Raw genomic sequence first — 13,515 nt, 5'->3', positions numbered from 1 at the left:
GGTCTTTTTCACTAATATGTTTGACAATTTATACTCCACAAATCCTTAATTTTCGCTAGATTGGATCCCTGAGGATATAATTAGCTCAAAATCAATAGATTATTTTTTGCATTTTTTTTGATCATGCTATGAACACTAAATTTTACACAAAAATCAACCGTAGAAACTGTGGAATAGTTTCTACAATTTGGTCTTAAAAAACAACACCTGGTGAAAAGTAAATCTATTGACATTCTCTTTCTTTCGGCATTTCTGTTTATTGGAATCACCCTCTATACCACTTACTCGAGTGTTCGCAAACAAGAGTCATTTAACGACTTAGTGGATCACACCTATCTGGTAAAAAATAAGATCCTGGATCTGGAGAGTGAGTTCAGGTCGATGATTTCAAATCAGCGGAGTTACATGCTTTCTGAAGACACTCAATACCTAAAGATCTATCGTGATCGCTCTTCTGCTTTAGATCAGATGTATGAAGAACTCTTAGCCATGACTCAGGATAACCCTGATCAGCAAAAGAACCTTAAAGACCTGAAAAAGAGCTTAAATGATACGAGATATGTACTAAATCAGCAGCTCAAACTTTTTGAAAATGGTGGGCTTTTTTCAAATCGCAAAGTGCGAAACCATATCAATGAAACGGATCAGTATGCTGATAGTTTTTTGAACGCCATTCGTAGAATGTCAGAAGTGGAAAACGAGCTACTCAAAGAACGTATTTACTCTCAGGATGCCGGTGAGCGGCTCACACCTTATACTTTCACCTTGTTAGGAGTGCTCTCTTTTGCCATTATTGCCTTTGCTTTCTTTAAACAGAAGGCTAGTTTAACCGAGAAAAACGAACTTTTAAAAAATAAACGACATCTCCTCAAGAACTTACTAAACTCTAATGCTGACCTTGAAGAATATGCATATTTAGCGTCTCATGACCTCAAAGAGCCGCTGCGTAAAATTCAAATCTTTAGTGATACTGCTCAGATAGCAATAGACCGGGACAATCCGGATGATGTTAGAAAATATCTTCAGAAGATTGATAAATCCGCCAATGATGCCGCCAGAATGGTCGATGGTTTGTTAAGTCATGCACAACTTGAAAAAAACGAGAAAGATCTTTCACTCAATCGTCTTTCGGATCTCTTTGGTGATGTGGCGGCCGAGTTCAGAACTGCCCATGAGCCGGATATTAAATTTAGTATATCCTCTGAAGAAACCCCGATGCTCATGGTTTACGAAAGTCAGATTAAAGATCTCTTCAGAAACCTGTTCTCAAATGCTGTTAAATTCAGAAAGGAAGGAGACCTGGTTGAAATAAAAATGACCTGCGATCAGGTCAATGTAAAAGGTGAAGAGTATTACAGGGTGTCTTTTGTGGACAATGGTGTAGGTTTTGATCAAAATTATGCCGGACTCCTGTTTGAGATGTTTAACAAGTTAAACCTTCATCAGAACTCTAAGAAAAATAACACCGGTCTTAGCTTGTGCAAAAAAGTAATGGACAATCATCACGGGAAAATAGAAGCTCATAGTGTAAAGAATGAGTGTTCCACTTTTCATCTGCTTTTCCCTAAAATAGTTTAATACCAGCTGGCTTCTTCTACTTGAATGGGCACGTCTTTATTCGCCCCGCTTCTTAAACCTTCTTCCAGCTTTTCAACGGGCTTTATGGCCTCTATTTCACTTTTAGCCATACCTGATTTAATACTGTTTTGGATATCCCCGATTTCTTCTGAAAGCAGAAACTTTTCATCGTCAAGTGTAAGCTCAGTTTTGTCTGAGACCCACCTCAAAGCATTTCTCAAACCTTGAATCAATTTTATTTGAGCATTACGGTCTGAGAATTTCCGACTCACCACATTGGCCGCCACTGGCAAGGCCATTCGAGCTACAGGGTTTCTTATACCCAATGAAAGGCCAGATACCAAGGTACTTGCAACCGGACTACCACTGGTGCCACCAGCTCCAATCATCTCCTTAAACAAGCCTTTTGGCGTCAACTTACCTAATATCTCTCCCTCTGCCAGATTGATTTCAGCATCAACTTCCGCCATTCTTTCCCTAAGGTCGTTTCGGTTTTTCTTTAATCTATTCTTCATGATTTTCTCCTTCTTTAAAAATGTTATCTATCAAGTCATTGCCAATGAAATCTGCCAGCCAGTTTTTACCCATGAAATAAAGAACGAACCCGGCTAACACAAGCAAAGCTCCTGTGATAAAAAAACCGACAAATGGATTTTCCAAACGATAGTTCAGAAAAATAGCAAACCCAAAACAAAACATTGTTATCGCTAACAGAGCCATAACCATAAAAATGACTTTTACAGCTAAGTTTGCCAGGGTATTGGACGACTTCTCTACCAGGTTTAATACAACCTTTTCCTTCTGAAGCTCCACATAGTTTCCTAGCTGCTCCATAAGGGTTTGATCTTCAGTTTCGGTATAATAATATTCTGCCATGGTACTTTAAATCTGATGTAAAAAAAAGACAGGCAGCCCAATAGCTACCTGTCACTTAAAGAACTGTCTATTAGGCAGCCTTAACTACTTTTCCAGAGACTTTATCTACCAGAGTATCAACTGTTTTCTTACCCTGATCTATTAAAGTTGAAGCCTTCGCTACTGTTTTATCTTTGGTGTTCAGGGCTACATCCTTCACACTCTCAGATAGATCTTCTGCCTTTCTTCTGATTTTCTTTCTGGTTTTAGAACCCTTGTCCGGAGCGTATGCAATTCCTACTGCTGCCCCTACTGCTGCTGCTGCTATTATTCCAGTTAATGCTTTTGCGTTATTCATAATCGTATGTTGTTTAAAAATTAAAAATCTGTTTAACCTTTTAGTTAAAATTTAGGTTCCTTAGCTGTTTTGCTCTCAAAACCGCTCAATTGTGGAGTTTTATGGACAAAACTGTAGAAATTCAACACTATTCAACCGAAGCTTCTTTGATTTGACTCTCAATTGCATTTAGCTCGTTAATGGCCTGATTGGCTAATCTGTTTGCATTTCTTTTTAATCTCAGGCGGCTTACACGTCCTTTTGCAGGGGCAAATAGCACACCGGCCATGAAACCTGCCACACCGGCCATTAAGTATATTGACTTATTCATTTGATTTATATGAGTTTTGGTTACACCATGCCCTCTCAAAACAGTGTTCCACTACCTATATATACTAGTCAAAAATTATAGACTCTTTCATACAGTCTCAATATTCCTTTTTCTGCCTCAACTTCTGTCAGCAGTGTTGAAAACCAATGGGTAAGTGTGGAATTTCCACAACAAAATCACCCCGTCAAAGATTAGCAAAAAGGACATAAACAATTAATTATCAGCTATTTAATTATATTTCAATCCGTGAAGGATAGATTATTTGAGCGTAGTGGTTAATCACAAACAATACAATTATGAAAAAGTTAAAACTAAAATCAATCGGAGCAGCTGCCCTGGCAATGACGCTACTTTTCAGTAGCTGCAACAGTTTGAAAAAACTGACTCGCGAACAGAAAGGTGCCATCGTAGGTGCAGCCGGTGGGGCTGCTGCCGGAGCTGCCATTGGGTCAAAGAAAAAGAATCCGGCCGTTTATGCCATTGTTGGTTCAGCTATAGGTGGTGTAGCCGGGGGTATTATCGGAAAATACATGGATAAGCAAGCCCGAGACCTCGAGGACGAGATTGGCGAAATAGCCGAGATTGAAAGAATAGAAGAAGGTATTAAAGTAACCATGGGCTCAGGAATCCTTTTTGATTTTGACTCCTATACTTTATCTGCCACTTCTAAACAGAACATTGCAAAGCTAGCCGAAGTGCTTGATAAATATGAGTCTACTGATATACTGGTAGCGGGACATACTGACAGCATTGGCTCAGACGCCTATAACCAGGAACTCTCCGAAGACAGGGCAAATGCAGTAGCCGCATACCTCATGGCCAATGGTGTAAAAAGAAGCCGTTTGGTGGTGATGGGTTACGGTGAGGAAAGCCCGGCTTACAGTAATGAAACAGAAGCAGGTCAGGATAAAAACCGCCGTGTAGAACTGGCTATTGTAGCAGATGAAAATCTGAAGAAGCAGGCGGCCAATGAAGCCAACAGCGTGGCTTTCGGGTCTAAATAATAAACCTTAGTCTGTTATCAGCTCCGGAAGGAGGTGTGGGTAATCAAACTTTTGACATCAAAACACAAAAAACATAATCATGAAAAAGTTAATAGCACTGGCTGTTTTGGCCACATTGACAAGTCTGAGCCTTAAAGCTCAGGACAATTTTGAAATCGGTATCCGGGCCGGAGCCAATTTATCAACGATCCGCGGCGAAGGTTCGGGAAGCGATCAGGGTTTCTGGGATTCTGAAGATACCAGAAGTACCGGTTTCACCGGGGGGCTCTACACCCGCTTTGGTAACAAGTTCTTTGTTCAGCCCGAGCTTATTGTCTCTCAAAAAGGTGGAACTACCACCGGCCTGCTAGGTGTAGAAAGAGATTTTAAACAAACCTATTTTGACATACCAGTGCTTCTGGGAGTAAAAGCCACAGATGTCGTACGTTTTAACGCAGGTCCGGTAGCTACATTTTTAATCAATGAAGACGACACGTTCCTGGAAAACATTGGAATTACTCAGGCAGAAGAGGGCTTCAGAAAAGCCTTACTGGGTTATCAGGTAGGTGTTGGCTTTGATATCAGAAGTATACGTCTCGACATGCGATATGAAGGAAACGTAAACGATGTCTTTAATATCGATTATGACGACCAGCAAACTGAAAATCAGTTTTCTGGTAAAGGAAATTCATTTTCCATTACTGCCGGATATGCCTTCTAAGCAGAAGAAAATCAATTTTTTAACTAAAAACACAATCACATAAATGGAAGCTTTAATAGGAATTAATAAGAAAAATAAAACTGAAATATCTGATGCCTTGAATGTTATGCTGGCTGATCAGCACATTCTGTACATCAAACTCAGAAATTATCACTGGAACATTGAGGGAAGCTCTTTCCTGGAGCTACACGAGTTTCTGGAGAAATTATACACCGAGCTTGCTACCGGAATTGACGATACGGCCGAGCGAATCAGAAAAATCGGGAAAGTGCCGATGGGCTCTTGCGAAGAGTTTCTACAGTTTACTAATCTCAACGAAACTAAGGAGCCATACCATGATTCTAAAAAGATTCTGAAGTCTCTCCTTGATGATTATGAAACCATGACCCGATGGATGCGTGACCATATAGAACTGGCCGCTGATGCCAAGGACTATGGTACTGAAGATTTCATGGTAGGGCAACTAAGACACTGCGAGGAAGCCGCCTGGATGCTAAGAGCTTACCTCTCTAAATAAGACAATAAAGTCATTTTTTTCACTTAAACGAATATCAATTATGTTACGATGGTCAATAGGATTTTTAATAGTTGCAATTATCGCCGGAGTTTTCGGATTTGGAGGCCTGGCGGCCGGAGCAGCTGAAATCGCCAAAATTTTATTCTTCCTTTTCATTATCCTTTTTGTGGTCACCCTGATCACTGGAAGAAGAAAAAGCCGGGATTTACTGGATTAAAGCAAAGCTACATTTCACAACAGACTGGAGGAGTCATTTATGGCTCCTCTTTTTTTCAAAAAGATCCCGACCAATGATCTAAATCAGCTACCAGATCGTATACACAAGACACTAAACCCGAAACAGAAACTTAAAACAAACAAATAATGAAAAAGCAAATTTTAACAATGATGGCAGCAGGGTTTATGGCTGCAATGACCTCTTGCGAAGATAACGGAGGAATGAACCCGATGAATACTACGGCAATGGTCTATGCATCAAATAACGCCAACGGTGATGTGACTTTATATGAGTACGAGAATAACTCTATGGCCACCACTACTACCTATGAATCAAGCTCTTCTGCTGCTGACGGTGTATATTACGATGCTTCCTCAGATCAGATTTTCCAGGTCTCCAGATCAGATAAAGGGATAGAAGGGTTCTCTGCCGATGCCAGTGTAAGCGTAGGTGGCTTAATAAACGTCAATATCAGCATTGACGGGCCAAATGACATGGAAAGCCCAAGAGAAATGGCCGTAAATGGCAACTTTTATGTAGTGGCAGACAATGCAGATGTAGACGGCGACAGCAATACACCAGATGGCAGACTCTTTGTCTATCAGAAATCAGGCAATTCGTTTATGCTGAGAAACGTGATTACCACTGATATTAAACTGTGGGGAATCACCTTTATAGGAGATGATTTATACGCCGTTGTAGATACCGACAATGAACTGGCCGTTTACACTGATTTTCTTTCTAACAGCTCTACAGGAATGTTAACCACCGGCAAGCGTGTGGCCATAGAAGGTCTAGTTCGTACGCATGGTTTAACATACGATGCTGCCAGCAATACTATGGTGATGACAGACATTGGACAGGCCTCAAATGGTCAGGATGACGGAGGTTTCTACATCATTGAAAACTTCATGAGTAAGTTTGACGGAACAGCAAACGGCGGAATGATATCAACCTCTGAAACTATCATCGTCAGCGGTAGTAACACCATGATGGGCAACCCTGTTGACGTGGCATATGACGGGGCCACCAAAACTGTCTTTATCGCTGAAGCCGGTAATGGCGGTGGTCGTGTATTGAGTTTTGCCAATGTAACCTCCGGCGGTAATATCGCCCCGAGCACCAACTATAACTTAGAATCGGCCTCTTCGGTCTACCTACATAAAATGTAAGTCTTAACTAAGCTAGACTAACATGAACCGGCCAGAAAACTCTGGTCGGTTTTTTTATTGACAACTGCGATTTTTTTTGCCCGAAATTTCCCATTTCCACAGCTTTCGCAGGCCTGTGATGGAGGAACAAGCCTTTATTTATAATGATTGAATCAAATCGTTTTTAATCATGAAAAAGCAATTAAAGTTACTAACCATTACAGGATTATGTTTAGCACTCTTCTCATGTAATATGAAAACAGAAGATCAGGCAGAACTTGAAAAACTGAGAGCTCTCGATTCATTAAGAAATGAAATGAATCAGTCGGCATCAGCAAATCCTGATGTGGATTTTTACAGCCCTGATTATGAGCCATCTGAACCCGTGGCCTACAAGCCCGAGGAAAAGAAAATGTCAGCAGCTACCAAAGGAGCACTCATTGGTGCCGGAGCCGGTGCAGCATCAGGAGCTGTTATTGATGGCAAAAAGCCAGTAAGAGGTGCTGTTCTTGGCGGTGTTCTGGGAGCAGGTGCGGGTGCAGCTACCGGAGCCATCATTGAAAAGAAAAAGCGTGAACAATAATCGGAAACTGTTAGTAAACAATATCAGAGGAGGGGCTACGGCTTCCTCCTCTTTTTTATATCATCTATCACAATGAATTAAGTATAAGAAGCAAATTACTTTTCAAGCTCTACCTATTTTTCAGAAAACGAGCAAGATTAGTTTCTATCACTTTTACCAGCAAACTCCGATCAACATACCAAAAGTTAGTCAGTTTATTACCCCTCACCCAATTCCACACTTTACAATAAAAGTGGCAAATTTTCTACAGTTTTCATGTGATTCCACAATCAAAAAAAAGGAACGTTGATTTTATACACAATCCTATAAATCAACTACTTACAATCATGAAAACAGCAAACTACTTTTTGATAACTATAGCCTTTTTGGCCTCAAGCTTTTTAAGCTCATGTTCTGAACTTACTTCTGTTGAACCACTACCAGAGGGTTCGGGCTCAGCCACTACCGAAGAGAGAGTATCTGCTCAAAGCACAACACAGGAAGAGCCAAATTCACCGCAAGAGCCTACCATGGGTCAACTACTTACAGCCGGAAACGTAACTTCTTACACAGTAGAGAAAAACAGATCGTACGGGCCAGACAAGCTACAAAATTATGACCTGTACAGACCGGTGGGTACAGGAGAATCTGTACCATCCGTTTCTGTAGTGCTAATTCATGGCGGTGGCTGGAGTCTTCTTGACAAATCGTTTCTTGATCCAGTTGTGGAAGAGTTTAAAAAGAGAAATATTAATGCTACAATTTTTAATATAAATCACCGCTTAGCAGGGAGTCCCGGTGTTAATTTCCCGCAAATTATGGAAGATCTCGACCTGTTTTTCGAGCATCAGCAAAGCTTGAAAGGTGAGCTTAACCTCAACGATGATGTGGTATTATGGGGTTACAGTTCAGGCGGGCATCTAGCTTTAACTTATGCCTACAAAAGAAAAAAACGATTCATAAAATCAGTGGCGGCTGTTGCTGCCCCTGCAGATCTTACCCAGCCTTCAATTTACAATGGGATCGTAGATGACAAAAACCGAAACTTAACAGCTCTTCTTATAGGCGGAACGTACGACCAAAAACCGGAGGCCTATCAAGATGCCAGTCCTATTTTTGAGGTAGACGGAAACAGCGTTCCTACAGTTCTATTCTATGGTGATAATGACCAGGTTGTAGACGACCAGAATCAGGGAGAAAGATTACATACTGCCTTAAAAGGTCGTAATGTAAAGGCCAGATTTCATACCGTGAGCGACGCAACACATGAAATGCATGGTAAAATGCCGGGTATTGTCAATAACACAATAGATTTTTGGAAGACAATCAACTGATAAACCAAAGCCCAAACTAAAAGAAGCTGTCTCGAAAAGGCAGCTTCTTTTTCGTTTATCAACTGCGGAAATTATCTAAATTCAACCATTACTTGACTGTCTATTAAATTCTAAGAATTCGATCTGTTACAACCGTCAAAAACGATTTGCCTCTGAATTATTTTAAGTATTCCTGAAGCACAGTCTTCGTCAGGGACTCCGCGGAATTACTCCCCGAACATAGCAGGCACCTCTACCACAGCCTTCACAGCTTCTTTTGGCTGATGATTTCTATCCCATAAGAGTGGGTAGTTGGTACGGCCGGCGATGGGATAGCCGTTTTTCCATGACATTTCATCAGAGACGCCCCATAGTGTTACACGGTCAATTTTGTCTTTCTTTCTATAGAAAATCTCAAATAGCTCAGCATAGCGATCGGCTAATGCTTTTGATACTTCCGGCGGCATTCTATCCGCATACGGATCAAGATATTCTTTGAATTCTTCCAGTTGGTATTGCGGGTGAAGCATTCCTGTTCCAATAATCTGGCCTTCGCGGGTCAAAGGCAATACATCCACATCGAGTTCGGTTATCATAACTTTTACTCCTGCAGCGGCATAAGCGTCAATCGCCGCTTCTATGTATTCAGTTTTGGGATAATTCAATCCCCAATGACCCTGAATGCCAACGCCGTCAATTCGAATACCTTCGTCTTTCAGCATCTTCACCAGCCGTATAATGCCCTGCACCTTTTCAGGCCGCCAAGCATTGAAATCATTATAATACAACTCCGTATTCGGAGCGTATTGAGCAGCGTAGGAGAAGGCAAGTTTCACTAACTCATCTCCGCTTCCCATACTATTAACCCAGGTAGTAGGTCTGTAGGAGCCGTCATTATCAATCACCTCATTGACTACATCCCAGGCATCCACTTTACCGGCATACCGACCCGCTACTGTTTCAATATGCTGACGAAGGCGTTCTTTCTGTTGCTCCGGAGTATTTGGGTTGCCATTCGCATCTTTGAAAAACCAATCCGGGCATTGATTATGCCAGACCAGAGTGTGACCCACCGTGAACATATCGTTTTGCTTTGCAAACTCCACATATTCATCAGCCGGGGTAAAATTGAAAACGCCGGGCTCTGGATTTATCAATGCTGCCTTCATCACATTCTCCACCGTGACAGTATTGAATTGTTTCAAAACAATAGCCTGATTGGCGGAGTCCAGGCCGTTGACGATGGCAGGATTCACGGCTGAGCCGATTTTGAACGCTCCCGCATAGGCTTCTTTGAGAGAAGGCAACTGCTGGTCATGCTCTTGCTGACAGCTGAAAAGAACCAGGCCTGAAAAAAAAACAGAGGCGGAAAGGATTTGATATTTCTTCATCATCTAGGGTTAAAGTGTTAAAATTACAGGAAATAATTATTGCGTAAACCTTTCAGCAGTTTTTAAGATCAGGCCTTTAACCAATCCCTCCGTTGAGTTACCGAAAACTAAATGACGTAGAAGCTGCCCTCACCGATAGCAACGCCGCCTTCCCGATGTCTACGGTGATCGTAGTCAGTCTTGAAGGTTCTCTTCGCTCATCCGACGTACGGCACGCGATGGATCGTCTTCAAAAGCGACATACCCTGCTTAGGGCCCACATCTCACGACAGAAAAAAGGTTACTACTTCAGTCCAACAGAGGAGCCTCTTGATCTATCCATTCATCCGCGGGCATCTGCTGACTCCTGGAAAAAATATGTTGAAGAGGCTGTCAACCGCCGGTACGATACGAATCGCCCCCTCTTGTATGTTCTTTTTCTGGAAGACCCAAAAGGAGAAAATCACACTGAACTGATCCTTGTTTTTCACCATGCGATCATTGATGGCATTTCAGCACGTCAGCTCCTGACTGACATGCTCAGCCTTCTCGGCGAGGAAATACTGGAGGAGCATAGCACAGTTTCTTCCGGTTCATACGATTACCCTGAGGCTTATCAGGGGTGGCCGGGCCGCTGGAAAAAACTGAGCTTTCTGGCCCGGCAAATGAAGGATGAAGTCTTATATGCTTTCCGGGGTGATACCCCGGCCCCGCTTCAAAACTCTGAAAACCGAATTTGCAGCCTGACTCTAAACACCCATGAAACCAGGCAATTGTTAGTAACAGCCGGTCGGCAGAAACTATCTTTCAATAATGTTCTTTCAGCCGCAATGCTTTCGGCGTATATCAAGCAAAAAAACAGGAGCCGGAAACAACTCTTTCGTTCCATTTCGTTTGCGGATATCCGTCATTGGATGCAGCCACCAGTACCCGACGATGTTCTTGGATGTTATTTTTCGATGACGCGATTCACCCTGGCTTTACCTTCGGCCTCAGGCACCAAAGAAATCGCCCGCGACCTGTGGAAGCAAATGTACCAATCCGGAAAAACAGGCGATATTGTTCTTTTTGCTCAAATGAGCCAAACAATGATACAACTGATGTTGAAAACCCGAAAATTCAGGATGGCCAGTACTGCTTTGAGTTATATCGGTCAACTGGACCTCAAAACGACCTATGGTCACCTGAAACCCCTGGAGGTTCGTACGTTCATCAGCAATAATCAGATAGGCCCTCCGGTTTCTGCCTTCGGGCGTCTTTTGTATGGCCGCCTGCGTCTCGATTTCACACTTTTGAAAAACGAGTTTACCGAACAGGAGAGCGAGCAATTGATGAAGTCAATTCGAGATTCCTTATTATCCTTTTCAAAATAATTTAATCTTCCATTCAGTGTACTGGAAAGACTCTTTTTTCCTCAGCTTTTGTTATTCAAAACATGCAAACAAAAATCCTTGACAATATTATCTGGAATGCCGCAAAGGAAAACCCGTGCCTTGTCAAAAGCGGGGAGGGGGCCGTAGTATTTGAGCCTGAGGTTAGTCCGTTTGCCGGAATGCCCGGGTACACTTCGGATGATTTCAGAAATCTAACGGAACTAGCGGCTCAAGGTCAGGAGGTTCTGATTTTCACCCCTCATCGTCTGGACTTTCCCTTCTCTTGGGAATTCGTGTTTGAAGGAGAAATGCATCAAATGGTTGCTACGGAATCGGTCAGCGAAAACCGTGAAGAGAAAGTCGTACTACAGCCCTTGACCATAGAAAATGTACCTCAAATGCTTGCTTTAACGGAATTGACTAAACCAGGGCCTTTTCTCCCGGGGACCATCCGATTCGGAAAATATCTGGGGATTTTTCATGAGGCCCGTCTGGTGGCTATGGCTGGCCTTCGGCTTTGTGCCGGATCTTTTATGGAGATTTCAGCCGTCTGCACTCATCCTGACTTTACCGGGAAGGGATTGGGGAAAGCCCTCCTTCTCGGGATGATGGAACATATTGCGGAGCTCGGAAAAACACCTTTTCTGCATGTCCGGAAAGACAACACTTCGGCCATTCGCCTTTACAAGCAACTGGGCTTTGAGGTTCGAAAAGATTTTTATTATACCATGATCAGAAAAAAATGAAAATCATTCAACACCCTTCCGGCGATGATTTTATCGCTGAAATCATTGGAGAAGGACTTATCATCCAAAGCGAAGAGGAAGCCAAAAACTTATTAATGACCATCCGTTTCGAGGGGTCCGACCGACTGATCCTCTATCAGAAAAATATCACGGCTGATTTCTTTGATCTGAGTACCAAACTAGCCGGAAATGTGCTTCAGCATTTCTCCAATTTCAGAGCCCAACTTGCCATTGTCGGTTCGTTTGAAAATATTGTAAGCCAAAGTCTCCAGGATTTCATTTATGAAAGCAATAAGGGGAAGAGGGTCTACTTTGCTGAAAGTCTGGATGAGGCTTTAAAGGCACTCTCTTAGGTTGTTTTGAAATAAGGATTGTAAATCAAACCCAGCAAGTTTCCCCAAGGGTCTTTCAGAGTTGCTACCATAAGCTCCCCACCTACATTTTCGGGTTCTTCCCATACGGTGGCACCCTGGGCAATCAATCGTTCAAACTCTTTATGGATATCTTCAACGCCCCATAAAACATGGACATTGGCTGATTTTTCCACTGCCTTTTGCGAATCAGGCATTAACCCTAACTCATAACCTCCGATCTCAAAACCAACATAAAACGGCTCATCAAAATACGGTTCTTTTTGAAAAGCTTTTGAATACCAGGCTTTGGCCTCAGCAAGCTGATTCACTTTGTAAATGGCAGTTCGTAGTCCGAGCATAATTTTTTGGTTTAAAACTCGAGAATATTCAGCAGAAAAACTGCCTGAAATCTTAGCAAATGCTATTCATGCGAAAGCAACTTCACTACTTCATCATGGCAGTCTTTTTGAGCCATTTGCAGAGCCGTTTCTCCAGATTCCATTTTCAGGCTTTTATCAGCATGAAAACGAAGCAGTAGCTTCACCATCTCAACAGTACCCCGATGAGCCGCAGAATGTAATGCAGTAACTCCCTGCATTTGAGGACTATCGACGTCTACACCAGCAAACAAAAAGGACTCTGCCAGACCCACATTATTTCTAGCTACAGCCGCGTGCAGTGCATTTACCTTAGCATTATTTCTGGCTGGTATGCCGGGATTCGCTCCTTGAGAAAGTAGCCAGTGGGCAATTTTCTCCTGATTGAAATATGCCGCGAGGGCGATGGGCGTAAAGCCATCAGGAGCGAAGCTATTCAATAAGCTTTTTTTCTTCTTAAGAATAGCATCACAAAGCTCCTTTTTGCCTGCCATAATGGCTTCATAGAAGTCAAAGCTCTGTTTTTGAGTAATGGCAAAATCGAAGGCCTTTTGAAGGCCGTGATAGGCAAGAGTTGCAAAACTTGAAGAGCCTCCCTCCTGTTTTAAATCCAGAACAGCGGGATATTCAGCAATAAGTTCTATTAGCTTTTCTTCATCCCGGCTTGTGAGCAAATCTTTGAATTTTGTTTCCATCAGACTTTTGTTGAACCCCTTAAGATACTCAACAAT

General features: G+C 42.4%; 18 protein-coding genes. 11 read left to right on the top strand and 7 right to left on the bottom strand.

The annotated features are described in order from the left end of the window. Positions 1–210 precede the first annotated feature (210 nt). Complete coding sequence (locus tag AFM12_RS18310; RefSeq protein ID WP_055151512.1) at positions 211–1,578, top strand: sensor histidine kinase; 1,368 nt, start codon at positions 211–213, stop codon at positions 1,576–1,578. Here AFM12_RS18310 and AFM12_RS18305 read toward each other — a convergent pair. The 4 genes from AFM12_RS18305 to AFM12_RS18290 all read right to left on the bottom strand — a co-directional run bounded on the left by AFM12_RS18305 (position 1,575) and on the right by AFM12_RS18290 (position 3,101). Then, positions 1,575–2,093: a hypothetical protein gene (locus AFM12_RS18305; RefSeq protein WP_055151509.1), complete on the bottom strand. Its 519-nt coding sequence runs from the start codon at positions 2,091–2,093 to the stop codon at positions 1,575–1,577. The two genes, AFM12_RS18310 and AFM12_RS18305, sit on opposite strands and share 4 nt — an antisense overlap. Continuing rightward, on the bottom strand, positions 2,083–2,454 hold the full coding sequence (locus tag AFM12_RS18300; RefSeq protein ID WP_055151506.1) for a phage holin family protein: 372 nt from the start codon (positions 2,452–2,454) through the stop codon (positions 2,083–2,085). Before AFM12_RS18300 ends, AFM12_RS18305 begins: the two co-directional genes overlap by 11 nt. Before the next feature lie 70 nt (positions 2,455–2,524). Further along, on the bottom strand, positions 2,525–2,791 hold the full coding sequence (locus AFM12_RS18295; protein ID WP_055151503.1) for a YtxH domain-containing protein: 267 nt from the start codon (positions 2,789–2,791) through the stop codon (positions 2,525–2,527). A 127-nt stretch (positions 2,792–2,918) separates the two neighbouring features. Continuing rightward, positions 2,919–3,101, bottom strand: coding sequence for a YtxH domain-containing protein (locus AFM12_RS18290; RefSeq protein ID WP_131458478.1), 183 nt, complete (start codon positions 3,099–3,101; stop codon positions 2,919–2,921). Between the two features lie 296 nt (positions 3,102–3,397). Here AFM12_RS18290 and AFM12_RS18285 point away from each other — a divergent pair, with 296 nt between their 5' ends. From AFM12_RS18285 to AFM12_RS18260, 7 genes are all read left to right on the top strand, one after another. Beyond that, positions 3,398–4,105, top strand: coding sequence for a YiaD family glycine zipper/OmpA-like lipoprotein (locus AFM12_RS18285; RefSeq protein ID WP_055151495.1), 708 nt, complete (start codon positions 3,398–3,400; stop codon positions 4,103–4,105). 79 nt (positions 4,106–4,184) lie between these two features. Next, a complete protein-coding gene (locus AFM12_RS18280) occupies positions 4,185–4,805 on the top strand; it encodes a porin family protein (protein ID WP_055151492.1) in 621 nt (206 codons plus the stop codon). 43 nt (positions 4,806–4,848) lie between these two features. Continuing rightward, a complete protein-coding gene (locus tag AFM12_RS18275; protein WP_055151489.1) occupies positions 4,849–5,322 on the top strand; it encodes a Dps family protein in 474 nt (157 codons plus the stop codon). A 40-nt stretch (positions 5,323–5,362) separates the two neighbouring features. After that, the gene (locus AFM12_RS19550) at positions 5,363–5,539 is read left to right on the top strand and encodes a DUF1328 family protein (protein ID WP_082391415.1); all 177 of its coding nucleotides are present in this window, start codon (positions 5,363–5,365) and stop codon (positions 5,537–5,539) included. Between the two features lie 146 nt (positions 5,540–5,685). Next, complete coding sequence (locus AFM12_RS18270) at positions 5,686–6,711, top strand: hypothetical protein (protein ID WP_055151486.1); 1,026 nt, start codon at positions 5,686–5,688, stop codon at positions 6,709–6,711. Between the two features lie 169 nt (positions 6,712–6,880). Continuing rightward, positions 6,881–7,273, top strand: a complete 393-nt coding sequence (locus AFM12_RS18265; protein ID WP_131458476.1) for a YMGG-like glycine zipper-containing protein — start codon at positions 6,881–6,883, stop codon at positions 7,271–7,273. 326 nt (positions 7,274–7,599) lie between these two features. Further along, positions 7,600–8,586: an alpha/beta hydrolase gene (locus AFM12_RS18260; protein WP_055151480.1), complete on the top strand. Its 987-nt coding sequence runs from the start codon at positions 7,600–7,602 to the stop codon at positions 8,584–8,586. A 206-nt stretch (positions 8,587–8,792) separates the two neighbouring features. Here AFM12_RS18260 and AFM12_RS18255 read toward each other — a convergent pair whose 3' ends face one another. Next, positions 8,793–9,956 (bottom strand): endo-1,4-beta-xylanase, encoded by a 1,164-nt coding sequence (locus AFM12_RS18255; RefSeq protein ID WP_095533242.1) that lies wholly within the window; start codon positions 9,954–9,956, stop codon positions 8,793–8,795. Positions 9,957–10,048: 92 nt separating this feature from the next. On the opposite strand from AFM12_RS18255, the gene AFM12_RS18250 reads away from it, so the two are divergent. From AFM12_RS18250 to AFM12_RS18240, 3 genes are all read left to right on the top strand, one after another. Next, positions 10,049–11,308, top strand: a complete 1,260-nt coding sequence (locus AFM12_RS18250; protein ID WP_131458474.1) for a phthiocerol/phthiodiolone dimycocerosyl transferase family protein — start codon at positions 10,049–10,051, stop codon at positions 11,306–11,308. Between the two features lie 62 nt (positions 11,309–11,370). Continuing rightward, a complete protein-coding gene (locus AFM12_RS18245) occupies positions 11,371–12,054 on the top strand; it encodes a GNAT family N-acetyltransferase (RefSeq protein WP_055151474.1) in 684 nt (227 codons plus the stop codon). After that, on the top strand, positions 12,051–12,407 hold the full coding sequence (locus AFM12_RS18240) for a DUF4180 domain-containing protein (RefSeq protein ID WP_055151471.1): 357 nt from the start codon (positions 12,051–12,053) through the stop codon (positions 12,405–12,407). The genes AFM12_RS18245 and AFM12_RS18240 overlap by 4 nt, the downstream gene beginning before the upstream one ends. Here the strand turns inward: AFM12_RS18240 and AFM12_RS18235 are convergent. Beyond that, complete coding sequence (locus tag AFM12_RS18235) at positions 12,404–12,766, bottom strand: VOC family protein (RefSeq protein WP_055151468.1); 363 nt, start codon at positions 12,764–12,766, stop codon at positions 12,404–12,406. The genes AFM12_RS18240 and AFM12_RS18235 overlap by 4 nt on opposite strands. A gap of 62 nt (positions 12,767–12,828) precedes the next feature. Continuing rightward, positions 12,829–13,479 carry an ankyrin repeat domain-containing protein gene (locus tag AFM12_RS18230; protein WP_055151465.1) on the bottom strand — a complete coding sequence of 217 codons (651 nt, stop codon included), beginning with the start codon at positions 13,477–13,479 and terminating at the stop codon, positions 12,829–12,831. Positions 13,480–13,515: the final 36 nt, after the last annotated feature.

Source organism: Jiulongibacter sediminis, from assembly GCF_001306455.1.
In the GTDB taxonomy this organism is placed as follows: Bacteria; Bacteroidota; Bacteroidia; order Cytophagales; family Spirosomataceae; genus Jiulongibacter; species Jiulongibacter sediminis.
The sequence above is the reverse complement of the archived record's forward strand: the minus strand, read 5'-3'. Positions and strand labels throughout refer to the sequence as shown.